At 64.8% G+C, this 25767-nt stretch carries 22 protein-coding genes; 6 read left to right on the top strand and 16 right to left on the bottom strand.

Features of this window, described 5'->3' with window-relative positions; genetic code table 11:
- The first annotated feature begins 561 nt into the window (after positions 1-561).
- Both AC3WTC_RS00305 and AC3WTC_RS00300 read left to right on the top strand, forming a co-directional pair.
- Positions 562-957 (top strand): hypothetical protein, encoded by a 396-nt coding sequence (locus AC3WTC_RS00305; RefSeq protein ID WP_492709956.1) that lies wholly within the window; start codon positions 562-564, stop codon positions 955-957.
- Between the two features lie 264 nt (positions 958-1221).
- On the top strand, positions 1222-2019 hold the full coding sequence (locus tag AC3WTC_RS00300) for a coiled-coil domain-containing protein (protein WP_492709954.1): 798 nt from the start codon (positions 1222-1224) through the stop codon (positions 2017-2019).
- Between the two features lie 178 nt (positions 2020-2197).
- Here AC3WTC_RS00300 and AC3WTC_RS00295 read toward each other — a convergent pair whose 3' ends face one another.
- Both AC3WTC_RS00295 and AC3WTC_RS00290 read right to left on the bottom strand, forming a co-directional pair.
- Complete coding sequence (locus AC3WTC_RS00295) at positions 2198-5038, bottom strand: M16 family metallopeptidase (protein WP_492709952.1); 2841 nt, start codon at positions 5036-5038, stop codon at positions 2198-2200.
- A gap of 152 nt (positions 5039-5190) precedes the next feature.
- Positions 5191-5790 carry a DUF6624 domain-containing protein gene (locus tag AC3WTC_RS00290; protein WP_080148797.1) on the bottom strand — a complete coding sequence of 200 codons (600 nt, stop codon included), beginning with the start codon at positions 5788-5790 and terminating at the stop codon, positions 5191-5193.
- An 898-nt stretch (positions 5791-6688) separates the two neighbouring features.
- Here AC3WTC_RS00290 and AC3WTC_RS00285 point away from each other — a divergent pair.
- On the top strand, positions 6689-7315 hold the full coding sequence (locus AC3WTC_RS00285; RefSeq protein WP_033831073.1) for a response regulator: 627 nt from the start codon (positions 6689-6691) through the stop codon (positions 7313-7315).
- Positions 7312-9639 carry an ATP-binding protein gene (locus tag AC3WTC_RS00280; RefSeq protein ID WP_492709949.1) on the top strand — a complete coding sequence of 776 codons (2328 nt, stop codon included), beginning with the start codon at positions 7312-7314 and terminating at the stop codon, positions 9637-9639. Before AC3WTC_RS00285 ends, AC3WTC_RS00280 begins: the two co-directional genes overlap by 4 nt.
- A 1-nt stretch (position 9640) precedes the next feature.
- On the opposite strand, the gene AC3WTC_RS00275 is transcribed toward AC3WTC_RS00280, so the two are convergent.
- From AC3WTC_RS00275 to AC3WTC_RS00225, 11 genes are all read right to left on the bottom strand, one after another.
- Positions 9641-10396, bottom strand: a complete 756-nt coding sequence (locus AC3WTC_RS00275; RefSeq protein ID WP_025877209.1) for a SapC family protein — start codon at positions 10394-10396, stop codon at positions 9641-9643.
- A 111-nt stretch (positions 10397-10507) separates the two neighbouring features.
- A complete protein-coding gene (locus AC3WTC_RS00270; RefSeq protein ID WP_025877210.1) occupies positions 10508-10780 on the bottom strand; it encodes a hypothetical protein in 273 nt (90 codons plus the stop codon).
- A gap of 271 nt (positions 10781-11051) precedes the next feature.
- Positions 11052-13094, bottom strand: coding sequence for an elongation factor G (gene fusA, locus AC3WTC_RS00265; protein ID WP_025877212.1), 2043 nt, complete (start codon positions 13092-13094; stop codon positions 11052-11054).
- Positions 13095-13500: 406 nt separating this feature from the next.
- Complete coding sequence (locus AC3WTC_RS00260; protein ID WP_313281838.1) at positions 13501-14250, bottom strand: hypothetical protein; 750 nt, start codon at positions 14248-14250, stop codon at positions 13501-13503.
- A 74-nt stretch (positions 14251-14324) separates the two neighbouring features.
- Entirely contained in the window at positions 14325-14828 is a 504-nt protein-coding gene (locus AC3WTC_RS00255) for an energy transducer TonB family protein (RefSeq protein WP_229291316.1), read from the bottom strand.
- Between the two features lie 117 nt (positions 14829-14945).
- Entirely contained in the window at positions 14946-15377 is a 432-nt protein-coding gene (locus tag AC3WTC_RS00250; protein ID WP_229291315.1) for a hypothetical protein, read from the bottom strand.
- Between the two features lie 210 nt (positions 15378-15587).
- Entirely contained in the window at positions 15588-16349 is a 762-nt protein-coding gene (locus AC3WTC_RS00245) for a heme ABC transporter ATP-binding protein (RefSeq protein ID WP_492709945.1), read from the bottom strand.
- On the bottom strand, positions 16346-17389 hold the full coding sequence (locus AC3WTC_RS00240; RefSeq protein ID WP_025877218.1) for a FecCD family ABC transporter permease: 1044 nt from the start codon (positions 17387-17389) through the stop codon (positions 16346-16348). The genes AC3WTC_RS00245 and AC3WTC_RS00240 overlap by 4 nt, the downstream gene beginning before the upstream one ends.
- The gene (locus AC3WTC_RS00235; protein WP_025877220.1) at positions 17386-18432 is read right to left on the bottom strand and encodes a heme/hemin ABC transporter substrate-binding protein; all 1047 of its coding nucleotides are present in this window, start codon (positions 18430-18432) and stop codon (positions 17386-17388) included. The genes AC3WTC_RS00240 and AC3WTC_RS00235 overlap by 4 nt, the downstream gene beginning before the upstream one ends.
- 50 nt (positions 18433-18482) lie before the next feature.
- Complete coding sequence (locus tag AC3WTC_RS00230; RefSeq protein WP_059064162.1) at positions 18483-19862, bottom strand: YncE family protein; 1380 nt, start codon at positions 19860-19862, stop codon at positions 18483-18485.
- A gap of 121 nt (positions 19863-19983) precedes the next feature.
- Complete coding sequence (locus tag AC3WTC_RS00225; RefSeq protein ID WP_492709943.1) at positions 19984-21012, bottom strand: alpha/beta hydrolase; 1029 nt, start codon at positions 21010-21012, stop codon at positions 19984-19986.
- A gap of 270 nt (positions 21013-21282) precedes the next feature.
- Between AC3WTC_RS00225 and AC3WTC_RS00220 the strand changes: the two genes are divergently transcribed.
- Positions 21283-21657 (top strand): hypothetical protein, encoded by a 375-nt coding sequence (locus AC3WTC_RS00220; RefSeq protein ID WP_218789388.1) that lies wholly within the window; start codon positions 21283-21285, stop codon positions 21655-21657.
- Positions 21658-21742: 85 nt separating this feature from the next.
- Here the strand turns inward: AC3WTC_RS00220 and AC3WTC_RS00215 are convergent, their stop codons facing one another.
- A complete protein-coding gene (locus tag AC3WTC_RS00215) occupies positions 21743-22144 on the bottom strand; it encodes a DUF805 domain-containing protein (RefSeq protein WP_025877228.1) in 402 nt (133 codons plus the stop codon).
- A gap of 84 nt (positions 22145-22228) precedes the next feature.
- On the bottom strand, positions 22229-23614 hold the full coding sequence (locus tag AC3WTC_RS00210; protein ID WP_492709940.1) for a replication-associated recombination protein A: 1386 nt from the start codon (positions 23612-23614) through the stop codon (positions 22229-22231).
- Between the two features lie 231 nt (positions 23615-23845).
- Between AC3WTC_RS00210 and AC3WTC_RS00205 the strand changes: the two genes are divergently transcribed.
- Complete coding sequence (locus tag AC3WTC_RS00205; protein WP_080148805.1) at positions 23846-25006, top strand: hypothetical protein; 1161 nt, start codon at positions 23846-23848, stop codon at positions 25004-25006.
- A 91-nt stretch (positions 25007-25097) separates the two neighbouring features.
- On the opposite strand, the gene lolA is transcribed toward AC3WTC_RS00205, so the two are convergent.
- Positions 25098-25736 carry an outer membrane lipoprotein periplasmic chaperone LolA gene (gene lolA / locus AC3WTC_RS00200; protein ID WP_025877232.1) on the bottom strand — a complete coding sequence of 213 codons (639 nt, stop codon included), beginning with the start codon at positions 25734-25736 and terminating at the stop codon, positions 25098-25100.
- Between the last annotated feature and the right edge of the window lie 31 nt (positions 25737-25767).

Here is a 25767-nt window from a genome sequence, read left to right as displayed (position 1 = left end):
TTGGCATGCATCGCGCAGTGACCTCCGGCACATCCTTTTTTGGGGCGGTGAATAGAGATGCTCATCGAAGTTTGGCGGCATTGTAGATTCCGGCCCAAAGCGCGTACTGATACGTCGCTGAGCCTAACGCCGGGTCCGGTTATACGCTGGCTTGTTAGCCGGACCCCACCGCCCTAAGATCGAGCTGTATCGAGGGGAAAGCACGGCAAAGAGGCATTTCGTACAATCGGGGAGGGTTCACTAGATGGCGAAAAAGGAAACGACTTCCAAGAAGGCTGCCACTAAGGCATCTAAGACTCTATCGAGCGGCGCCGCTTCGAAATCTGCCAAATCAGCAGCCGGTAGCGCGCTTTCACAACGCAAGGCGCCCGATAAGCAAACGTCATCCGCCGCCGGAAAGGCCGCATCTAAGACCCTGCGCGACCAGAAGGCCGGAAAGGCTGCAAAGTCAGCGGCCGGCTCTGCCCTCACGCAAAGGCCGGCTGCGGCGGCGCGAAAATCTGCGACCAGAGCACGAAAGGGCGGCGGAACGGAGAGCGGCGGACCACGCGGGAGGGGGAAGTGAAGCTTAAGGATGCGCTGGACAACTATTACGTTTATAGCGGGAAAGCCAGCGATATTGTCCGGCAGCTCGCCCTCGGCGGCATCGCGATAATTTGGATGTTTCAAGTTGCCGAAGGCAGTTCACGCATGCTTCCGTCGGAGCTGTTCCTCCCGCTCAAGTTAATCGTGGCGGCCTTGGCGGCCGATCTACTTCAGTACGCTGTTGGCGGCGTTCTGTGGAGCATGTACCACCGCTACAAGGAAGATCGCACAGCCGAGGATGAATCGTTCAAGGCGCCCATTGTTATCAACTGGCCCGCAATCGGCTTCTATTACACCAAAGTGGTTCTGGTGATTGTGGCCTACTGGCACCTTTGGCGTTTTCTGTCACTTGCTATCCAGCCAAAGCTGTAACATTTCATTCAAGCCGACGCCGCTTTGCGGCGCGGCTTAATTCCGGCATTGAACGTCGCACTTCTGCTGCGGACGGGCCAGCAAGACCGTGGAGACCCGGCGAAACGCTGCATTCGTCGCCCGGGAAGTGGCGGCGTGTTCATCGCCTTCGTAGTGGCCTAGTCGCGGATCACCACACGGCGTGAAAATCCAACTTCAATTGCGCGCAAGCTTCGCGCCACAAATAGCAGAGCGGAGATCGAATGGAAAGCAGCAGGGGGAGCTATGTTTGATGATTTCATCCGAGGATTTCGCGAGTACGTGTCGGATAGGTTCCTCAGCCCGCTAGGTTCATCGCTTACAGTTTCATGGTGCCTGTGGAACTACAAAGCCCTGATCGTGATTCTTTCAGGCGAGTCCGCGATCCGGAAGATCCATCTTCTCCACCTTGTCTACCAGGACCTTGGCTATTCGATACTTCATTTGGCTCTTGGCCCACTAGTCACGGCCGCCTTCTATATCTATGTGTTCCCATATCCCTCGAATTGGGTGTACAGCTACTCACTAAGGCGACGAAAGGAGGGTTTGAGGGTAAAGCGCGAAATCGAGGACCAAACCGTCCTAACTCAGGAGGAATCTCGCGCACTTCGCAGGCAGTTCGAAGAAATGGATCTCGAGCACACATCTGCCGCTCTGCGGCTCAATACCCGTATCGATGCGCTGAAGGATCAGGTTAAGCAATTGACTGATGAACGGGATGGGCTTCTTAGGGCGCTGGCCGATGCGCAGGTCACATCAATTGATCCGTCAATCGAGCCGAACGGCACTCCGATGGAGTCCATCGAGTTGGGCAAGATCCATTGGCGCGTACTGGACGCACTAGGCAGGGAAGGCAAGGATGTTTTGCTCTCCACTTTGTCGAAAACGCTCCTGCTAGGCGAAGCGGGCATCTGGCTTATTCTGGGCGAACTGGAGGAATTTGGTCTCGTCTATCGCGAGGATGAAGACAATGAATTAGGGCTTCCTCGGTACGCCGGCCTGACGGAAGACGGGCTTCGCACATTCATGAATAACGTTGGGTGATGGATTTGAGGTGTTGTAGGAGCGGCACCGCATGCATCGGGCCCGCAATGGCCGAGACGGAGCCGCAGCCTTTGCCACGCGGAGCCAACGAGCCCAACTAAGGCGGATACAGCATTTCGCATAATGTATATTATGTTCAAAGCAGACTGAGCATCGACCCAGACCGGGCTTTCCCGTATTACGGCGCGCCTTGCGAATCGATCACGATCACCTCGCCCAACCCCAGCGCGCGCACGGGCGCCTCGACCCGGGACAAGTCCCCCACCACGACCCACGTCAACTTGCTGGCGTCCAGCGCGGCGGCAGCGGCCCGAACCTCGTTGAGATCGAGTTGACGGAGGGAGCTGCTGCGCTGGGTGGTCCAATCGTCTGCCCGGTCGAACCGCACGATGTCTGCGATCTCCGAGGCGACGGCCTCCCGCGTCTCGAAACTGCCCGCCAGACGCCGCACTTGGCTGTCCCGAAAGCGTGCAACCTCGTCCTGCCTGGCGGGCGCGGGTCCGGACGCATACTCCTCGATCTCGCGCTGAATCTCCGCCATGGCCTCCGCCACGCGGTCGGACTGCACCGGTGCCACCACGCGCCAGGGTCGCGCTATCGGGGCATTGGCAGCACTGGAGATCACGCCGTAGGACCAGCCCTTGGCCTCTCGTAGATTCATGTTGAGGCGCGCACTTGGCGATCCTCCCAGGACGGAATTGGCAACGTCGAAGGCCAACGTCTGGGGGTCTGAACTCGGCGCGACAAGTTGCCCGGCCACCAGGGTGGCCTGCAGGGCGCCAGGGCTGTCGACCAAATACACTCGCGGCCCCGCCTGGGCGGGCAGGCGGCCGTCAATGCGAACCTCAGGCACCCCACCCGACCCGCGCCAGTCGCCCAAATGCCTCTCAAGGACTGGGATCAGCTCCTGGAGCGTCGCGTCCCCGACCACGACAAGCGTGCCGCGCTCCGGCCGGATCCAGGCGTGGTGGAACTCCACGAGGTCATCGCGACGCAAAGCCTCAACGGAGGCAAGGGTTCCCGGTGCATTGAAGGCTTGGGCATACGGATGATCCAGCCCGTACAGCAACGCAGGCAATAGGCTCGTGGCCAAGCGCTGTGGGTTGGCCGCTTCCTCCCGAACCGCACCCATCTTGGCGGCACGCATGCGATCCATCGCTGCCGGCTCAAAGCGCGGTCGGCGCAGCATGTCCGCGTATAGCGCAACCGAATCGTCAAGCGTGTCTCTGAGACCTACCAGGGTCACCGCGCCGCTGCCCACGTCGACACTGGAACCCAGCTCCGCCCCCAGCGATTCAGCGCGCGCCGCGAACGCCAGGGCATCGTAATCCCCGGCCCCTTCCGCCAGCATGCTGAACGCCATGTCTGCCAGACCCGCAGTTGCCGCGGGATCCACCGGGAACTGGTAGGACATGCGAACAAGCGGAACGTCCTCCCGTCGAGCCAGGATCACGTGGGTGCCGTTCGACAGCGCCGCCCGCTCGATCGCAGGGAATCTCAACTCCGGATAGCTTTCAGGAAACGGTGGCCCTGCGCCGCGATCCACGCCCGGTGCTGCAGCGCGACGGGTCTTGCTTGGGCTTTGCGCGTGGGGGACCGCGTCAGCCGGCTCGGCCTCCTCAGCGGACGCAGCGCGGGCGCCCGGAATGACCGTCAGGATGTGATCCCCCTGCCCCAGCCAGCGGCGAGCGACGCGAACCAGCGGGGCGGGCGTGGACGATGCCACCACGTCGCCGGACCGCCGGTAACAGCCTGCATCGCCTTCAAATACCTCACAGGCGGCGAGCACTTCTGCCTTTCCGTCCATGCCACCGTTACGCTCGATGCTCTTCAAGAACTCGGCCCGCATCGCGGTCCGCGCACGTTGCAGCTCATCCAGGGTGGGACCGTCCGCCAGCAGACGCTGAAGCTCCGCCTCGATGACGGCTTCCACGGTCGACGGATCGATGCCGTCGCGTACGTTGGCGACGATCATGAGCCGCGATCCGAGCTGCCCCCCTGCCTCGGCCGTGACGTCGGTGGCGAGTTGATCGGAATGCACCAAGCGCTTACCCAGCCGGGAGGCATTGCTTCCTCCCAGAATGTGAGCGAACACCCGCAGCTGATCAAAGTCCGACGTCCCACGAGCTGCGATGTTCCATGTCCGGTGAACGCGCGCTTGAGGAACCTGATCGGACAACGTTTCCCGGGTGGTGGAAGCCCGCTTGGCAACGTCCACGGAAGCCCTTTTTACCTCAGGTGCCGGCGGGATATGCCCGAAATAGGATTCAACCTTCTTCTTGGCCTCTTCAACACCGACATCTCCCGACAGCACCAGCACCGCGTTGTTCGGACCGTACCAAGACCGGAACCAGTCCTGGACGTCGGCAAGAGTGGCCGCTTGAAGATCGCGTGCGGATCCGAAGGTCGAATGATGGTACGGGTGTCCCGGCGGGTAGCTTGACCGGGAGAGCTGCTCCCATACGAGCCCGTAAGGCACGCCGCGCCGCTGCAGCTTCTCGTTCTCGACAATGCCCCGTTCGGTATCCAGCGCCTTCTGGTCGATGGCACCCAGCAGATGACCCATGCGATCGGACTCCATCCAGAGCGCCAGGTCCAGCGCCGTGGATGGAACCACCTGCATGTAGTTGGTGCGCTCAGGCGTGACCGTGGCATTGACGTCGGTGGCGCCCACGCGCTGCAACGGCCCGTAGTAGGCGTCGCGGTAGTGCTCGGTGCCTCGGAACATCAAATGCTCGAAGAGGTGCGCAAAACCGGTCCGACCGGCAGGCTCATCTCCGGAGCCCACCTGATACCACAGATGGACAGCCACGATCGGCGCCTTCCGGTCGGTGTGCACGATGACACGCAGGCCATTGGGCAGTGTGAAACGTTCGAAGGGGATGTCCACCGCGTGCGGAGCTGCCGCTGGGGCGTGCGACGCCGCTTCCGGGGTGCGCGCCGCCACTGACACGGTGAAAGCGCCCACTGCTAGCGCCGCCCAAAGCAGCCTCTTCGCACCACCTACGAAAGCGCCCATGCGTCCATCCCCCGCAAAGTAGTTGCCCACCAGCAAGCCCTGCGACCCCACATTGGCCCACCGGAGTTGTTTGGGGCTCTCAAGTTCTAGTTCAGAAAAGCAGGCCTCGCCCCTGCCTCTCCGCGCGCAGCGCCCCCACTGCTGGTTCGATCTTAACGCCCAAACTGCTCGCAGTGCTTGGAGACCATCGCTTGATAGTCCGCCATGGGCGTCAGGCCCATTTGAGCGCGACGCTGCTCAAGCTTCTCAGGCGCTTCGACCGCGCGGGCCTCCCAACGCCCCTTGTCCACACAACGCCCCTGCGTTCCGTAGCGCTGAGGTTCGTGGGTGCGGTCCCAAAGATAGGCGTAATTGGACGCTTTGACCTGCCCTGGAGCTACCAAGGGCTCCATGGCTTCTGCGACAGAGCGCTGGAACGCCGGATCCTTGTCCGCATGCTGGGCCAGTAGCCAAGCCGCGTCTGCCCCGTCGTGGCCCACCTGCGCCACGGTCGGCCAGCCATGGACCGCAACGATCGCCTTCAACCGAGTGGTGTGCACCGCATCGACGGCACTAAGCACCCTCTCCTCGCCCTCGGTGGTCAGGGGAAGCTCTCGGACCGCCTGATCGGCATCCTTCATCCGCAGAAGCTCAGCGCGTAGGTCTTGCGCCGCCGGCGAAGCGGCTCCGGCGGTGGAGGCCCAAATGAGGGCCGCAGCCCATGCCCAGCATGCCCGTTTGCAACTCCTGGCCACCAATTTAAACCTGATCATGCGATTCGCTCCCAACTGCCTCTCTGGCTGTGCTCAGCGAGCTGGAGACGCCAGTAGGCACCGCATTCGAAGCAGCAAAAGAACTGCCCCCCCCCCAACACCGGAGGGCCCTCTTCATACCAGCAAGGCAGCTCGGTCCTGTAGAACACCCCCACCAGTTCGGCGGCCTCAACGGCTTGGCTAACTTCGGTGAAGTGCAGATAAGTGGTTTGCTCGCCTTTCACTGTGATACCCGCCCCTAGCTCTAGGCAATACTTGACAGGAAAGGCCGCTCGTAAGCCCTTGATTGCGCAGGTCCACATTTGGGGACAAGATCTAGGAACACCGACAACCCGGGCCCCAACCCAGCCGTAGCTTCTCTGCACTCATGGTCGCTGGCGACCCAGAGGCATCCCGCCACGTCCAGGCGACACACGTTCGCTCAAACAGTCGCACGCTCCAGTCTCCACCAGTCAGGCGTACCTCGCCGGACCAACGTTCAATTCTGAGGGAAACCCAAGCCCTCAGCCCTGCAGAATTCAACGCCGGCGGACCCGTGACCGCCGTGACGCGTCACGTTAATGGCGCCCGCCACCCCGTCAATCGCGCCGCCCTGGAACGCCTCGTGATTGGAACTGTCCTTGACCAGAGCGTGGACGCTGGCATTTCGCCAGCGGAGCGCGCACTAGACTTGCGCAGCGCACGCAGTCCGCGCGCATATTGCAGACGCGATTCAAAAATCATCAGACGCAACAGGCTACTTCGCTGCACCCGCGCTGTGCAGATCCCGACACAAACCTCCAACTTTTCCTACTTACACTCTAGGAAAAGTCTCAAAAATCGAACGTTTTCGATGCTCGACGCGACAGCGGCGCCAGAATGAGCGCCACGCCACTGGGCGCTGACAACACTCCTGCGCATGAACGGATTCCCTGCACCGCGCCGGCTTCGCCTGGCCCTGCTTGATGACCATGACGTCGTCCGCCGCGGCACGGCCTTCCACCTGGGCAACGACAGCCGCTTCGAGATCGTCGCCAGCCACAGTGACAGCCAGGCGTTCGTGCAGGCGCTGCAGCAGCGTCATGCCGATGTGGCCATCATCGACATCACCCTGGCGCCCGGTGATATCAGCGGCACCGAGCTCGTCGAGCACCTGCGGCAGGCATTGCCGAGGGTAACGCTGCTGGGTTTTGCCGGACAGACCTCGGTGGCGATCATCAACCACCTGCTGGATGCCGGAATCAGCGGCTTTGTCGGCAAATCCGAGCCGTTGATTGAACTGTCCGACGCGGTCGTACGCGTGTCCCAAGGGCTCTGCCGCATTCCGCCGTCGTGCAAGCTGCTGACGCCCTGCGATGCGCTGAGCCGCAACGAGCGCGAGGTCATCCGGCTGGTCCTGGATGGGCTGACCGTCTCGGAGATCGCCCTGCATCGGCACCGCAGCATCAAGACCGTCAGCACGCAGAAGATTGCCGCGCTGCGCAAGCTGGGGTTGCGTAATGACGCGGAGATCTTCGCGATACGGCAGCAGTTGGAGGCACTGTGACCGCGCTGTTCAAGCGTGGCCGCAGGTTCATGCTGCTGGCGCTGTTTACCCTGCTTCCCTGTACGTCCGCGGGCGACATCCAGCACGGAAAGTGGACAGCGGGGCGCGTGGTCCGGGTCGCCGCAGCCCCCACGCTGCACCCTGTGCCCGAAGATGCTGCCGACCCCGAGGTACTGCAGACGCTGGCGCATGGCTATGCCGCGCTCGTGGCCCGCCATTCCGGCCTGACCTTCGTCGAAGTCCCTTTTCCCAGCACACTCGCCGCGATGGCCGCCGTCTGTGAGGGGCGGGCCGATCTTGTGCTGGCGATGGGTGCTGACGATGGGGCACGCCTGCCCTGCCCCAGCCTGGCGCCCTCGCGCAGTTTTCCTGGCGGTGCCAGCGTGCTCGCCGGCCGCATTGGCGAGCGCTTGCCGCGGCGGGTTGCCGATCTCGGCACGCTGCGCATCGCTGCGGTTGAAGGAGGCCCCTACCCTGTGTGGCTCGCACAGCACCACCCTGCAGTGCCTGTGCTGCCGCACCCCAGCATGCGGGCGGCATTGGCTGCCGTGGATGCTGGCATTGCCGACGCTGCGATCGGCCTGGAATCCACTGCAGGTGCGATAGCACGACGTCACTTCTCCCACAGCCTGCGGTTGCAGACAGTGGATGCCGATCTTTCGACCCAGCTGCATCTGCTTGCCCGACGCGAGGACCAGGCGCTGCTTGATCGTATCGAGGCGGCACTGGATGACATCACCATCGAAGAGCACGCCCAGTTGCTGCAGCGCTGGGCTCGGCAGACGCTGCCGGCCGCGCTCGGCCAGAAGGTGCGCGAAGGCCTCGATGGTACCGTGCTGTGGCTGTTGCCAGCCGCAGCACTGCTGCTGGCACTTCCGTTGCTGGCTGCACGCAGGCTGCGCCAGCAGCAGGGTCTTGATCAGAAGCAGGCGCAGATGACGGGCATGATCAGCCATGAGGTGCGTAATTCCGCCCAGGCCGTCATGGCGTCGATCGACCTGCTGGGCCAGGCGCCACTGCCCGCCGGGCAACGCGAACTGGTAGCCGCTGCGGCCACCGCCAGCCAGACATTGCGCGGATTGCTCAACCGCACGCTGGACTTCTCCCGCCTGGCCAGCGGCACGTTCCGGCCAAAGCAGGTGCCCTGCAACGTCCCTGCGATCTGCACGCAGGCGCTACAGGCCATTACGCCCCTCGCGCAGAAGAAGGCGCTCAGCCTGCAGCTCTGCGCACCGCAGGCGCCGTTCCCGATGCTGGCAACGGACCCGGACTGCCTGCGCCAGCTGCTCGACAACCTGCTCGGCAATGCCGTCAAGTTCACCGACGTAGGTGGCGTTGAACTGCGCCTTCAGCTGGATGCGCCCACGAAGAACGCATCACTGTTGATAGAGGTCATCGACAGTGGCATCGGCATCGCGCCAGCGCAGATGAGCGCCCTGTTCGAGCCCTTTCGGCAGGCCGATGCAGGCAGGCAGCGCGGTGGCAGCGGCCTGGGCCTTTCCATCTGTCGCACGTTGGCCGAGGCCATGGGCGGCACCCTGGATGTCCATAGCGTGCATGGCCGTGGCAGCCGCTTCATTCTTCGCCTGCCCGTGCAGCAGGTGCAGGAAGATGCGCCGGCCACTGCCGCTGCGTCCGCCCTGCCCCGGCTGGCCGGCACGCGCATCCTGCTGGTGGAGGATCACGCGCTGACCCGGCAGGTCATTGCCGCCCAGTTGCGGCGTTGGGGCGCGACGGTGCAGGAGGCTGCCAATGCCGAAGATGCCTTGGCGGCCCAGATGCAGGCGCCCTGCCCGTTGGTGATGCTGGACATCGGTCTGCCGGGAATGGATGGCTACGCGCTGGCCCGGCAATTGCGGCTGCATGAGGCAGAAGGCGCGCCGCGCGCCCGGCTGATCGCGCTTTCCGCATTCACTGGCGACGATCACACGCGGCGCTGCCAGGTTGCCGGCATCGACGCGGTATTGCTCAAGCCGTTGCAGGCCGATGCGCTGCTGCAGGCGCTGGACCAGACTGTGCCCGACCGTGCCTTCGAAAGCACTGCCCGAGAACTGGTGGCCGCCTACGAAGAAGATATCGATCGCGAGCTGCAATGCCTGCACGAAGCGATCGCTCGTTGCGATGCCGCGCAGCTGCGCCATCATGCGCATCGCCTGCAGGGCGTGCTGCAGATGCTCAACGCGGGCGGCATGGATGCACGCGCCGGCGAACTATGGGAGCTGGGCGATCGCGTGCCGCCCGGCTGGGACGATGCGCGCCAGCTGCTGGCCGAGCTGCAGTCGTGGCGCGGCTCCCGGGGTGCGGGAACCGCGCCGTCGCCCTGAATCAGGCGGCGTTGCGGCCTGCCTGGCGGCGGGTCAGGTCGTTGAAGCGACCCAGCGACATCAGGTGCTGGTGGATCAGCGCCAACCAGCCGTTGCGGTGCCATTCGATGACGGTCGCATCCGGCAGCGCAATGAACTTCTCGACGTCGACCACGAAGAAGCCGTTGAGGTTGAACTCGCGACCATCGGGCAGGCGCACGGTTGCATTGCGCTCGACCAGCAGGCCGTTGTCGACCAGTGCCTTGGAGAAGGCCTGGGTCTGTTCGTGCTCGCGGGTGAACTGGCCGCAGAACTCAAGCGCCTGCTGCACCATCTCGGTGGCCTTGCCATCGACGAACAGCGGCTGGCCTTCTTCGCCGCCACGGACGATGCGCGGGCTGTCTTCGTCGATGCCGAGCAGGAAGTCATTGTCCGCGCCGGTGTCGATGAAAATGAAGGGGTGGCGGCGCAGGTAGGCCGGGATGTAGGTCTCGTCGTCCCACAGGCCATCGGTGATGAACAGGTTGTCGGTGGTCACACCCACGGCGGCCATCGGCACCGCGCTCGGGCCTGCGAACAGGATCGGGAAGTGGTGCAGCGCCAGCGAGAATTCGCCCAGCACCAGCGGGATGGAGTTGCTGCTGGCAGCGAACTCGAGCTTGCCCGGCAGGATGCGCAGATCGGCGTGCAGGTCTGCCTGCAGCGGCACCGGGCGGGTGTAGAACAGGGGCGCGCTGCTCGGCGCAGCTTCGGTGGTGGTGTCGCTGGTGGTGGTCATCGTGGAAACCATGTCGATCATGCGCGCCTGCCATCCCGGGCGCGCCAGCGGGAACAACCTGAATCCCGCATTATCAACAAGGCAGGTGACAACGGCCACCCCGCCGCCGACTTATTTCAACTGCAACGGGTAGCGCTGCCACAGTACGTGGACAAGAAAGCCAGCCAGTTCGGTGTCGCGCGCACTGACCGCCGCGCGGATCTTGTCCAGCAGGACCATGTCGCTGCAATGCCGCACATCGGCGTGGTTGGCCTGGCCAGCGCGCCGTGCCCGATAGCGTGCAGCCCGCTGTGCGTCGCTCATTGCGTACCCGAACTTGGGCGGCCGACCGCGTTTGCGCGGCAGGGTCAGCTCCAGGGTTCCGGGATCATTGTCATCACGCATGGGCAGGGTGCGGGCGGCGGCAAGCAACGGGGGGTGCGCAATTTATCGTGAGGCATCACTTTAATCCAGCTTTTTCTGCAGTTTTGTTGCAATGCAATGCAGGCACGTGGCGCACGGATGGCACCCATCCACGCCTGGCCTGGGAAGTAGATCCACGCCATGCGTGGATGACCCCCGCCAATGCAAAGGTCGGTAGATCCACGCCATGCGTGGATGCCCCCCTAGCCAATACAAAAAAAGGGAGCCCGCGAACGGGCTCCCTGCATCCACCTTACGCTGCACGCACCGGCTCGTAGCCATGCAGGTGCGATTCGCTGCTGGCCCGTCCCTGGCTCAGCGAACGCAGCGAGGTCGTATACCCGACCAGCTGCGCCAGCGGCGCGAACCCGCTGACTTCGGCGCGACCGTCCTGGTCGTCGATGCGGGCAACGCGTCCATGGCGGCGATTCAGATCACCCACCACGTCCCCCACCGAGGCGGACGGCGAATGCACCGTCACCGCCATCACCGGCTCCAGCAGCTGCGTACCGCTGGCCGCCAACGCGGCCTTGATGCCCTCGCTGCCTGCCCGATGGAACGCCATCTCCGACGAATCCTTCGCGTGGGTCTGGCCATCCACCAGGCTGACTTCGATGCCGACTACCGGATGGCCCTGCGGGCCTTCCGACAGCGCGGCACGAACGCCCTTCTCCACCGCAGCGATGAAGTTGCGCGGCACCACGCCACCGACGATGCGGTCATTGAACACGACCTCGCCGTCGTCGCGCGGCACCACATCCAGCACCACGTGCGCGAACTGGCCCTGGCCACCGGTCTGCTTGACCAGGCGGCCCACAACGCCTTCCACGGCACGCTGCGGCGTTTCCTGGTAAGCGACGCGCGGCGCGCCAATGCCGATGTCCAGCTTCCATTCGCTGCGCAGGCGCTCGACCATCACCTCCAGGTGCAGCTCGCCCATGCCCCAGGCCAGGGTTTCACCGGTCTCGCGATCGGTTTCCACCCGGAACGAGGGATCTTCCTGGGCCAGGCTTGCCAGGCCCTGCGCCAGCCGGATCAGGTCGGCCGCACGTGCCGGCTCCAACCGCCAGGCCAATACCGGGGCCTGTGCCTGGATGCTCTCCAGGCGCAGCGGCTGCCCTCGCCCGCTCAGCGTTTCACCGCTGACCGCATCCTTCCAGCCCAGCACCGCCACGATGTCGCCGGCCACGGCCTGCCCGATGTCCTGGGTCTGGTCGGCCTGCACGCGCACCAGCCGGCTGATGCGACGCCCTTGCGGGTGCTGCGAGCTGGCCACGTTGTCGCCTACCTTCAAGGTGCCCGAGTACAGCCGCACGAAGCTCAACGCACCGTGCTGCTGGTGGGTGATCTTGAACAGCAGGCCAGCCAGCGGACCGTCCGGATCCGGCGGCAGCAGGACGTCGCCGCCCTCGCCTTCGGCAGTGACCGCAGGACGATCCAGCGGCGACGGCAGGTAGTCGACCACCGCATCCAGCAGCGTTTCGATGCCCTTGTCCTTGAAGGCAGCACCCGCCAGCACCGGTACGCCGGCGCCCGCCAGCGTCGCGCGACGGATCGCTGCGCGCAGCGTCGCCGCGTCGATGTCACGACCTTCCAGCCATGCCGTTGCCAGCACATCATCATGGTCGGCCACGGCTTCGACCAGCGCATTGCGCTGCGGTTGCCACTGCGCGCGCTCGGCTTCGCTCCATGCCGTCACCGTCGCCGCGCCTGCGTCCTGCCACTGCAGTACGCGGCCATCGACCAGGTCGACCCAGCCGTGGAAGTCGCCCTCACTGCCCAGCGGCACGCCCAGCGCCCACGGTCGCGCCCGCAGCTTGTCCTGCAGCTGCTCCAGCACGCGCTCGAACGAGGCACCGATGCGATCCATCTTGTTGACGAACGCAATCAACGGCACGCCATGCCGGCGCGCCTGGCGCCACACGGTTTCCGATTGCGGCTGCACGCCGTCCACGGCCGAAAACACGGCCACGGCACCGTCGAGCACGCGCAGCGAGCGCTCGACCTCGATGGCGAAGTCGATGTGGCCGGGCGTGTCGATCAGGGTCAGCTGGTGCAGCGGCAGATCGCGTGGCGCCCATTGCGCATGCACGGCGGCCGCACCGATGGTGATGCCACGTTCGCGCTCGATCGCCGAGAAGTCGGTGGTCGCGTTGCCGTCATGCACTTCGCCGACGCGGTGGATCTCGCCGGTCTTCCACAGAAGGCGTTCGGTAAGGGTGGTTTTGCCAGCGTCGATGTGGGCAATGATGCCGAGGTTGCGAAGACGCGACAGCGTCTGGGTGTTGGTGTTCATGAGAAAGGTTCCTGCTGGGCCAACTTCGGGGGCCGCACACGCTGGTTGGCAACGGCGTGTGCGGCTAGCGTTCGGTCTCGGCGATCTGGTGCATGGCACGTTCTCCTTGCGGTGGAGCGGGTTGAGGGATGGGGGGGGGTGGAAACGAAAAGAGCGCCCCGGAGGGCGCTCTGTGGATGGTCCAGCGAAGGCCGCGATCAGCGGCCTCGTAGGGCTCCAGGCAGACACGCCCGTTCCGCGCTTGCGCGGGTCAGGGTGAAAAACTTCAGGAGCGGCATCCGGTTCATGCGGCGCATTCTAGACCTGTCAATCTGGCGCGCAAGTGAATATTGCGCACATGGATGGAACGATGAGCCCCGAAGTAGAGCCACCCCATGGGTGGCTGCAACCCAGGTCGTCAGGCGAATTACTTGCAGTCGTGCAGCCGGCGGGCATCGCCCACGGTCGCCGCGTGCTGCTCAACGGTCGACACCCAGCCCTTCAGGGACATCGCCGGGTCGGTGCGCGGCTTGCGCGGACCACCATGGATCAGCACTTCGGTCCAGCTGCCGGTCGGTGCCAGTTCGGCCAAGCGTGCGGCCTGGTCCTCGTCGGTACTGAAGGTGTCGTCAGGCGAGGAGGGTTTTGCGTTGTTGACCGTCGCCTGCTTGCGTACGCGCACACGCAGGGCGCCATCCGGCATGCGCTGGGTGGCCACCTCGTAGCGCTCCACGCCGTAGGCCCACTTTGATTCGCCGGGGCGACGCGTCTCAGTGCCGTCATCGGCAACCTCGATCGACTCGCCGGTGACCGAGCCCAGCGCAGCAATGCCGCCGAAGCCGGCCATCATCGCCTCGTAGGCCACCATCTGCCGCTGCTCGACCGACAGCTTGCTGGCGTCCGGTTTCATGCCGGGCAGGTTGAGATAGGCCGCCTTCTTGCACAACAGCAGCACGCGCTTGTCCTCCCAGGCCATCGAGATCTCACCATTGGCGAAGTACTCGGTGGTGAACGATGAAACCGCTGCGCCCTCGCCGGTTGAATGGCGGGTCTCAATCAGCGACGCCTCTTCGGACGCTGTCATCAGCGAGACCTTGGTGGTCGCAGCGGCGCTTGCGGCGCCAACAACGCCGATCAAGGCGACAAACAGAGCGCAGCGCGGGCGGGAGAGATTCATCAGCCATTCCATTGAAAAAAACGAGCTGGCAATGATACGCCGACTGCGGGCGCTCCATATCTGCGGAGAGGCGCCTATGACTCATCCGTCTCGAAGGAAAAGACATGCTCAACCGAGCCCCCCGCATCAAAGCCATCGCGATGTGCGGGCACATAGCACCAGTCCCACACGCGTTCGACTGCGGCCGCATCCTGCGCTGCGTCGCCACTGGACTGAACAATATCCACAGTTTGCAGTTGACCAGAGGCATCCACGTGCATCCGCAATCGAGCTACACCTCCCGTGCGTTGGGAAGTCGGGTAATCCAGTGGATTCAGCAATGCGGAGAAGAACGAAATGTCGACCTCCGCGCCCCGGGTTGCCGTCATGGAGCAGTCATCCCGTGCTTGGAATCGCTTCTCTCGCCTCACCCTGACCTGCAGCAACGCCTCCGAGGCAACGTCCGCACATGCGTCACGCTCACTATCCAGTTGGCTTCTGCAGGAGTGCTGTGCCCGCTTACGCTCAGCCGGCTCCAGATCGCAGCCGGGCAAGCAGATCAGGATGGCCGGCAGGATTACGGCGACTAGAACTTTCATGGCGGGAGGAGATTTCTGTAGAGATCCTGAAACTATCCATTCACCTTGAACCCGACTCCATGCAACTAGTCTGAAAGTAAGGCCTCACCAGGTCGCTGCCGATCGGTTTCGCCGGGATCAGGAATACTTCTCCGGGTGCTGCCGATAGTCCCAGTTCTCCTCGGCGTGCGCCCTGACCCGAGCACTCCTGTCCTGTACGAATACCGAATGCAAGCGAGCGGCGAGCGGCTTTGGCATGTCAATCAGATGGCACGCCACGCGGAAACGAACTGCGGCTGCGGAGTGGGAAGCGAGTTCAATCCAAGCGCACTCTGTGATTGGGTACGCATGATTCAGCTTACAGAGCCAACTGCCGGCCGTCTCCCAAGTCCCAGCAGTCCCCTCCACCAAACCTCTGCTAATGAATTTGATCACTGTCTCGATCGGCACGACACCTTCCTTGAAATCGTGGATGGCGTTGATGATGTCAACCACAATCTGTAGCTCACCTTCTTTGGTGTGGCACTGAGCCGCATGCTTGATTTCGTGTTCCCTGCCAAATGTGAACATATAGGCGCCTGCGTCTGGAACAGCTAATGTTCAAGTGACTATGACTTTCAGCGCAACCCGGAGCGCCGCCCACCAGCGATGGCGCAAAGGGGGTGCACCGGGCGAGGCCCGGCTCGAGCGAGCTCAGCCGCACTTCTCCTGCAGAGGAGAATCATCGAATTCATACGTCACCCTGAACCATCGGAGGCCATTTGCGACAAAGCCCAGCAATCAGGTCACCACCACCAACGGCACACCGCGTCGCGGATGCTGCAGCACCACCACGTCCTGCTGGTAGACACGCTGCAGGTTGCCCTCGGTCAGCACGTCCGAAGGCGCGCCGTCAGCGGCCACCCTGCCCTGCTCCAGCAATACGATACGATCGGAGTACCCGGCCGCCAGGTTGAGGTCATGCAGCACCACGATCACGCACGCACCGGCCTCGGCGCAGGCCCGTACGCTGCGCAGGGTGCGCTCCTGGTGGCGCAGATCCAAGGCAGCCGTAGGCTCATCCAGCAGCAGCAACGGCGTGTCCTGTGCCAGCACGCGCGCGAACGTGGTGCGCGCCGATTCGCCGCCGGACAACTGCTGCACTTCGCGCAGGCGCAGCGCCTGCAGTTCGGCAGCATCGATCGCCCGCTCCACCTGGGCCTCATCCACCTGCGGATCCGGCGGGTGCGGCAGGCGCCCCATCGCCACCACTTCCTCCACGCTGAAGGCGAAGCGCACGCCGTGCTCCTGCGGCATCACCGCACGTTCGCGTGCAAGCGGCCCAGCCCTGTAGTCGCGCAGCGGGCGTCCGTGCAGATGCACGTCGCCACCGTCGGCGCGCAGATCGCCGGCCGCCACCCCCAGCAGGGTCGACTTGCCGGCACCGTTGGGGCCCACCAGCGCCGTCACCGTGCCCGGCTCGAATGCGAGGGTGATGCCATGCAGGATCTCGCGCTGCTGGCGACGCACCACCACGTCGCGCAGTTGCAGGAAGGCGCTCATGCCGCCGCCTTGCGGCGCTGCTGCAGCACCAGCCAGAGGAAGAACGGCGCGCCCAGCGCGGCGGAGAACAGGCCCAGCGGAATCTCGGCAGGCGGGTCCAGGGTGCGCGCCGCAGTGTCGGCCACCACGATCAGCAGTGCACCCAGTAGACCCGACAACGGCAGCAGCCAGCGGTGGCCAGGGCCAACCAGCAGGCGCGCCACGTGCGGCACCACCAGGCCGACGAAACTGATCGAGCCGGCGAACGCTACCGCCGCGCCGACCAGCAGCGCACTGAAGGCCACCAGCAGGCGCCGTGTACGCGCCACGTCCAGCCCCAGATGCTGTGCCTGGCGCTCGCCGAGCGCCAGCATGTCCAGCGGCGTGGCCAAGCGATGCAGTGCGAACGCGCCGATGGCGAACAGCGGCAGCACCGCCACCACGTCGGCCCAGTTCGCGCGCGCCAGCGAGCCCATCTGCCAGAACACCAGCGATTGCAGCTCGCTTTCGTTGGCGATGTAGGTCAGGAAGCCGATCAGTGCCGAACAGAACGCGGCCATCGCAATGCCCACCAGCAACAGCGTGGCATTGCCACTGCCCTTGCCCGGCCGCGCCAGCGCGTAGGTCAGCCCGATCGCGGCGGCACCGCCGCCGAAGGCCGCCACCGGCACCAGCCAGCCGGCTGCACCCGCAGCGCCCAGCACGATCGCCGCCACGGCACCCAGCGCGGCGCCCTGGCTGACACCGACGATGCCCGGATCGGCCAGCGGATTGCCGAATAGTCCCTGCAGGCTGGCACCGGCCATCGCCAGCGCCGCGCCGACCATCGCCCCCAGCAATGCACGCGGAATACGCAGCTGCCAGACCACGGCCAGGTCACGGCTGCTGACCGATTGCGGATCCAGCAGGCCCAGCTTCACCGCCAGCGCCTGCATCACTTCCAGCGGTGGCAAGCGCAGCGGCCCCACGGCGAACGACGCCAGCACCGCGCCCAGCAGCGCGAGCAGCGCAATCAACAACATCGTCCGCCCGCGACGGCGGCGTCGATCCGCAGGGCTCATGCCTTCGGCAGCGCCGCCAGCGCCTGCGCCAGGGCCAATGCCCCCGCACCGGAACCGATGCTGGCGTACTTCAGCTGCGCATCCGGCATCACCCAGACCCGGTTGGCCTGTCCGGCCGGGGTCTGCTTCAGCGTCGGGTAGGCCTTCCACAGGCCTTCGGCACCACCGAACAGCTGCAGGTCGTGTTCGGTCACCAGGATCACGTCCGGTGCCGCCGCGACCACGCCTTCGTTGCTCAGCTGCGAATAGTTGGCCACGCCGGCCTCGGTGCCGATGTTCAGGCCGCCGGCCAGGGCGATCAGCTTGGCCGATGCGCTGTCGGCACCGGCCACGGTGGGCGAGCCGCCCGCTCCCGTCGCCGACACATGGATCACCCGCGGCGCATGCGCCAGGCCCTTGCCGATCGCGGCGGCCTCATCCAGCTGGCGCTGCACCTGCGTGGCCAGGGTCTGCCCTGCGTCGGCCACGCCGAGCACGGCGGCGATCTTGCGCACCTTGTCCGGCGCCGGCTGCAGGTCATCGATCACCACTGCAGGCTCGCCCACTTCGCGCAGCTTCTTTGCCAGTTCGGTGTGGCGACGCAGGCTGTTGCCGATGAACAGCGACCCCTGCAGGCTGAGAACCCCCTCCACGCCGGTCGTGCGGTTGAACAGGAACTGGTGCGGTGCGGCCAGGCCTGCCTCGGTGGTGGTGTTGGTCGGCGCGGCGAACACCTGCTTGCCCAGGCCCAGCGCCTCGATCACCGCGATGATGTCGTCACCGCCGGCAATGATCCGGCTGCTGTCATCCACCTCCACATCGGCGCCATCGTCGGAGTGCACCTTGCTCGGCAGCACCGCCTGCTGACCCGGCAGTGTCGGCACATCGTTACCTGCCACCCGCTGCCAACCTGCGGGTAGTGCTCCCGCCTTGGCGGTGGCGGCCGCCGGTGCTGCTGCGTCTGGGCTGCCGGCAGACGGCGGCGCTTTGTCGCCACAGGCGGCCAGCACCAATGAAACGGCAATCGGGAGCGCGCACTGGCGCAGGCGGGAAGCGATGTTCATGCAGATTCTCCTTGCTGGCAGGGCGGCGGGGTGCCGCCCTGCCCTGTGGCTTACGGCTGGCGCAGGCTGATGCGGGTGATGCGGTCACCCTTCGGATCTTCAGCGCCACGCGACTTGTTCACGGCGAAGACATTGCCCTTGCCATCGGCGCGGACGTGATTTGGGAAGGTGCCGCCATCGAGGTTGCCGACCACCTTGCCATCACGGTCGACGGCAGTGACGGTGCCGGCACCGCGATTGGTGACATAGGCCAGGCCACTCTTCGCATCGAAGGCCACGTTCAGTGCACCGGCGCCGACCGGCACGTCGTGCACGACCTTGCCGCTGGCCACGTCGACGATCAGCAGGTTGTCGGTGCCCTGCGAGGCCACGTAGAGGCGGTTGCGCTCGGCATCGAAGGCAACGCCCGAAGCGCTGATCGAATTGCCCAGATCGATGACCTTGTCGACCTTGCCGCTGGCCACATCGATCACCGCCGCTTCCGGCGTACCGATGCTGACCGTGAACAGTTTACCGCTGGGCTCATCCAGCACCAGGCTCATCGGCACGAACTTCTCGTCATCCACGCCGGAGGCCAGGGTGATCGGCTCCAGTGCCTTCAGCGTCTTCGCATCGAACACCGACAAATGGTCCTCACCGGCGGCCGAGGCGAACACCTTGCCGTGCGTGCTGTCGACCACCACGTCGCGGGCGTGCGGCACGGCGCCGACCGGGAACTGGTGGACCAGCGACAAGTCTGCCTGGCGATAGACAGCCACGGTGTCCTGGCGGGTGTTGCTGACCCAGACATTGCCATTGGCATCATCGACGCCCACGCCATACACCGCGAACACCGCACCGTTGGTGCTGCCCGGCACCTGCGCCGGGGTGATGGCCTTGGTCACCTTCAGCGACTTCGGGTCCAGTTTCAGCAGCTGCGACTGGGTGACCGGCGGGCGGCCGACGGCCGAGGTCACGAACACGGCATTGCTGGCAGCACTGTAGGCCGACTGGTACAGGCCCGGCACCAGCTTGTTGGACTGGGTGGCGAACTTCGCCTGGCCCGACAGCGGCAGCTGCGGCGACACACGCAGCTTCAGCACGGCTGCGGCGGCCGGCTGGCTGGCGCGCACCACCACCGGATGGGTACCCGGCACGGCGTCGGCCGGAATGGCCAGCTGGGTCTTGAAGTTGCCATCGGCATCGACCACCACCGGCTGGCTGTTGAGCACGGTATCGCCACGCAGCAGGCTGACCTGCTGGCCCGGCACGAAGCCGCGGCCGGTGACATCGGCGGTGCTGCCGGGAACCACGTTCTCACCGCGTGAGACAACCTGGCCCTTGAAGGTAGCGCTGGCCGGCTGGTCGAACACCGGCTGTGCGCTGGCGGTCACTGCCAGCAGCAGGCCGGCGGCCAGGGAAGTGAGGCGGAAAGACGGACGGAATGACATGGAAGGCTCCTTGCACACGTAGGCCGCGCCTGGTGGCGCGGGATTCATCGGTTGCCTTGGCCGCTGCACATCGACAGTCCGCCTGGGTAGTGGGGTCGCACGGCACTGCCGTGCGAGGGGGTCATTCGGCGGCGTTGTCTCCACCGGCCGGCTGGCCGTCGGCGGCGCTGCGGTCGGTCACGCCATAAAGCTCGTGCAGCGCCGCGTGGAAGGACGCCGGCAGCATCGGGCCATGGCCCAGGCCTGGGAACTCGCGGTACTGCACGCTCAGCCCCGGCACCTTGCCCAGGCGCTCGGACAGCTGCATCGCCGCATCCGGAGTGGCGCCACCAATGCGGCGCAGATGCGCGACCACGCGCGGATTGCTCATGTCGCGCTTGCCACGGTCGCCGACGCGCTCGGCACCGCCCAGCATCAGCCACACCTTTGCTGGCTGGCCATGCACGTTCTGCACGAACTGCTGCTCGATGTCACCCAGCGGCGCACCCTGGCTCCACCACAATGACGGACTGGAACTGAGGTAGTACTGGAAGGCGGCCGGACGGGTGTACAGGCTGCTGAGCACGAACAGGCCGCCCAGCGAATGGCCCCACAGGGCCTGCTGCTGGCGATCGATGTTGGCGCGGCGTTCCACTTCGGGCTTGATGCGACGCTCGATCATGTCCAGGAAGGCCGCTGCGCCGCCGCCGACAACCTGCGTCCTGCCGCTTTCATCATCGGCGCGATCGATCCATGCGGTGTAGTCGCGGGTGCGCGACGCCGAATCGATGCGCAGGTCGTTGTCGTAGCCGATCAGCACCAGCACCGGCGGCGCCTTGCGTGCGGCCAGCTCGGCCAGCAGCGGCTGGTCCAGCACCATCGCCACGGCGTTGCCGTCCAGTGCGTACAGCACCGGCGATGGCGCCTTGGGGGCCTTGGCCGGAATCGCCACATTCACCCGCCAGCGGCGCTGCTGATCGGGGCTGTCGATCACGAAACGCTCGAAGCGATAGCTGGCCGCCGGTGCATCAAGCACGGTCTGGCCCATCTTCTGCAGCGGATTGCGTTGCTGCGCGTATGCGTACGGGGTAGCCAGGAGCAGGCCTATCATCAAGGCGGCCAGGCCGGACAGCAGCGGGCCGCGGCGCGGAGGCAGGACGGAAGACTTCATCAGTGACGGCGAAAGCGGCACACGGCCACCGGTTCACAAGGGACCGCAGTCTACCTTAAACGCGAATGATTATCACATCGATCAAACGTCACGCTATGTATCACGCGCGCGACAGTGCGTACGCCAGCGCTTGCACCGGAAGTCCGGGTTCATCTACTTTGCCTGCCATCGGGGCGCAGGAATCGCCCCGCCCTTGCGGGTGCCTGCCTGGCCCCTGCCCATCAGCTCCACAACCGCCATGGGATCGGATCCCATGATTGTGAGAACCCCTTGAAGCACAAAGTACTGATCGCACTCGTCGCCGGCCTTCTCGCCCCGCTGGCCGGCCATGCCGCGCCGAGCCTGGCCGGGCTGTATTCGGCCTATGAAGAGGCCGGCTATTCCTCCCTCGGGCTGGAACAGCTCAACCAGACCGTGCAGTTCACGGCGGTGAGCCTGGGCGCTTCCAGCAACCTGCAGGGCGAGCCGGTCCTTGAGGCGGGCGATGAGGATGGCCAGGTACTGGCCCGCCTGACCGCCTCCGACGACGAGCAGAACGCCAAGCTCGCAGCGATGGAGGACGGCGTCACCTTCACCGCCAGCTGCACGCTGCAGTTCAGTTCGGGATCGGACTATCTGGCGTTGGGCGACTGCGTTCTGCAGTAATCAGCTTGGCACTGCTGACAGCAGCGCAGAAACGACGAAGCCGGCCCTGGGCCGGCTTCGTTGCATCGGGCCGAAACCCGTTGACTCAGGGGCCGGCGGGCACCGGACCGTACGGGTTGTCCTGCGGCGTACCCGGCAGCAGCGCAAAGATCAGGATCACCACACCACCGCCCGGCACCAGCGCCAGCAGGTACAGCCACCCTGACTGGTTGCAGTCATGCAGGCGGCGCACGGTCACCGCGATCAGCGGCACGATCGTGGCCAGCCAGAGCGCGCCCACCAGTGCCACCGCGCCGATCGTGATCCCGGCCATCCAGCTGGAATCGGCTTCCAGCACGAGGCCGGCAACGAGCGCCACTGTCAGCGCAATCACGCATACCGCGGCTCCCGCAAGCAGCAGGAACAGCTGGAACATCCAGTACTCGCGGCGGTTGGCGCGGCCTTCGAACTGGGCGTAGCGCTTCAACGGCAGAATCATTTCCTGCACGGCATCGTTCCTTGAAAAACAAGCCGCGCAGTCTGCCAAATGCATGCGGGCGGAGCAATGCGCCGCCTTGCCACACGCAGACGACTACGCGCCCTTGGCCGCCCTCGCCGCCTCACGCTCGGCGCGCAGGCGATCCAGTTTTTCCTTCAGCTTGATCTCCAGCCCACGCGGCACCGGGTTGTAATACACCCGCTCGCCCATCGCATCGGGGAAACCGGTCTGATCCAGCGCAATGCCACCCTCGGCATCATGGTCGTACTGGTACTCGGCACCGTAGCCCAGCTCCTTCATCAACTTGGTCGGTGCATTGCGCAGGTGCAGCGGCACTTCTTCGGTACCACTGTCGCGCACATCGGCCTTGGCCTGGTTGAAGGCGGCATAGCCGGCATTCGACTTGGCGGTGCTGGCCAGGTACAGCACCAGCTGCGCGAAGGCGAGCTCGCCTTCCGGGCTGCCGAGCCGCTCGTAGATGTCCCACGCTTCCAGCGCCATGCTCTGCGCGCGAGGATCGGCCAGGCCGATGTCCTCGATGGCCATGCGGGTCAGCCGGCGCGCCAGATACGAGGGATCACAGCCGCCGTCGAGCATGCGCGTGAGCCAGTACAAGGCGGCATCGGGATTGGAGCTGCGCACGGACTTGTGCAGCGCCGAGATCTGGTCGTAGAACTGCTCGCCGCCCTTGTCGAAGCGGCGAGTGCGGTCGGCCAACACCTGGGTCAGCGTCTGCGGGGTGATGCGCCCGCCCTCCCCGCCCGCCAGCTCGGCGGCGATTTCCAGCAGGGTCAGCGCACGGCGGACGTCGCCATCAGCGGCGGTGGCGATTTCCAGCAGCAGCTCGGGCGCGACTTCGATGCGTTCCTCGCCGAGGCCACGCTCACGGTCACCCAGCGCACGTTCCAGCGCTTCGACGATGTCGGTTGGCGAAACACCTTCCAGCACGTGCACGCGGCAACGCGACAGCAGCGCCGAGTTCAACTCGAACGACGGGTTCTCGGTGGTTGCACCAACAAACAGGATGGTGCCGCGCTCGATGTGCGGCAGGAACGCATCCTGCTGCGCTTTGTTGAAGCGGTGCACTTCATCGACGAACAGCACGGTGCGACGACCTTCGGCGAAGCGCTGCGCGGCCTCTGCCAGCACCTGGCGCACCTCCGGCAGGCCGGACAGCACGGCGGAAATGGCACGGAATTCGGCGTCGGAGTATTCAGCCAGCAGCAGTGCCAGCGTGGTCTTGCCGCAACCGGGCGGTCCCCACAGGATCATCGAATGCACGCGTCCGGCTTCGACGGCGCGGCGCAACGCGCTCTCTGGCGCGAGTAGACGCTTCTGCCCGACCATCTCATCCAGGGTGCGGGGGCGCATGCGCTCGGCCAGCGGGCGCATGTGTTCCCGATCGACACTCAGCAGATCGGGGCCGGGGAATGAAGTGGAGCGATGTCTTGGCACGCGGTCATTGTACCGCGAGAGCATGCCAACCAAGGTTGGCACCCACCAGGGAGGTAGCGCCGGGCCATGCCCGGCGGACCATGAACGGTAGTGCCGGCCGCTGGCCGGCAACCTCGGAAACTGTCGGAAATGGGCCGTAACCGCCGAAGCAAATCCAATGGTAAGCCACTGATTCAGCGGGGCTTACCTCTCCTCAGCACCACGCGCCGTCTCCAACAACCGAGAATTCGGAACTCAACCATCCAGGACCTACGCGTGCGCGATCCCGAATCCAATGTCCTTGAGTTCGTTGCCGGCTGCGCTGTCGACGCGGACATCTACTACCTGGCTGCCGCCCTCGGCCCAGGCCATGAGTACTACGATCCAGATCCCGGCCCGCCCACCCGAATGTTCGTCTTTGGTCGGGTACCTCAGGAAGGATGGTTCCATCACGACCTGCCGGACTTCCAGGTCATGTCCACGCTATTCATCCCAGCAGAAGACAACAGTGGCCCGCGGCGGGTGCTTGCGCTGGACTACTGGGGACAGCTGGAAGACTACACCCGCGCTGGCGCCACGATTGAGCGCATTAAGGCAGATACAGGCGGCCTGACCCGCATTCGGCAGCTGGGTGAAGATCTTTTCTGCTGCGGTGTGCACGGAATGATCTATCACCGCAACGAGGCTGGGTGGAAGCAACTTCCCACTCACTTCCCCGCACCCGAGCGCAGGAGCCTCGAGGACGATCTTGATTCGATGGATTTCGAAACGTGGCTTTTGTATTGCGGCCACATATTTGAACTTGACGGCGCTGCCGCACTACCCACTGATCCGGCGAAGCGTGAGGCCGAGCTGCGCCGGAAGTTCGACGAAACGCGCAACCAGATTGCTGAGGGCCGCAAGGACCCTGCGTACAGGGAGTTGCTCGCCAGTTTTGACGTGGCCAGCGTGAACGACCTCTGCGGAACCGGCTTAGCAGACCTATACGCAATCGGCTCTGATGGCCTGATTGCGCATTGGGATGGCTTGAACTGGACACTGCCCGAGCAAGTCACCACTGCGGAGCTGTTTCATGCCTGCAGAACTGACCAGGGTCGCCTCGTCTTTGTCGGCACGGAAGGCACCATCATTACGGGCGACATTTCCACTGGATTTGAGTGCCTGCGCCACGACGTAGGCGAAGAGGTCAATTTCAATTCAGCCTGCCAGCACGAGCAGAAGATCTATATAGGCACGGAAAATGAAGGGTTGTACGTCTACAGCCTCGTCACTGGCTTGGTTGAACCCTTGCTAGAAGGCATCCCCGAAGAACTGAGAAATGCGACGATCGTTGACATTAGTTCCGTCGGCAGCACGCTGTGGGTGCTGACGCCCTGGGACCTGATGCGATTTGATGGCGCTGCGTGGCAGGTCATTGTTCACCCAGACAACGGATGAGCCGGCCGAAAGCGTGTCAACCAAGGTTGACACCTACCAGAGCGCGTCAGGTCGGGCCACGGTAGCGCCGGGCCATGCCCGGCGACTGCGATCAGTTGCCGATGACGTCGGTACCGGCCGGCGGGGTGAAGCGGAACGTGTTGGCGGCGAAGCTGGGGTTGCGCTTCCAGCCGCTGAAGCTGATCACGGTGCGCTGGCCCACGGCGTCGGTGATTTCCATCTTCGCCAGGCCCTGCGCGTTGAAGCCCAGCGCGGCGTACTGGAAGCTGGCTTCGGTCTCGCGCTTCGGCGACAGCGACAGCCACTGCAGGCCATCGCGGGTGGCGGCCTCTTCGCTCACGTCGTACTGCTGCTCCAGCAGCGCCGGGTTGATCAGCGCGGTCAGCGGGCTGTTCTGCTCTTCCTTGCCCTGCTCGCGCACGGTCGCCTGCTCCAGGTCCGGCTCGAACATCCACACCTTCTTGCCGTCAGCCACGATCAGCTGCTCGTGCGGGCGCACGTATTCCCAACGGAACAGGCGCGGTGCCGACAAAGCGACGCGACCACTGGTGGATTCCTTGACCTTGCCGCGGCTGTCGAACACCTGCTGGCTGAACTGCCCATCCAGGCCCTTCAGGCCGGTGGTGAAGGTTTTCAGGTCATCACGGGCGCCGGCCCAGGCGCTGCCGGTAGCGGCGCAGGCCACGGCCAGGGTGGTGGTGGCAAGGAAACGGCGGAGGCGAAGGTTCATGCAGGGATCCTGTGGGCGCGCGGCCAGGAAA

The sequence above is a fragment of the Stenotrophomonas sp. FW305-C-20-S1 genome (assembly GCF_058783335.1).
The sequence above is the reverse complement of the archived record's forward strand: the minus strand, read 5'-3'. Positions and strand labels throughout refer to the sequence as shown.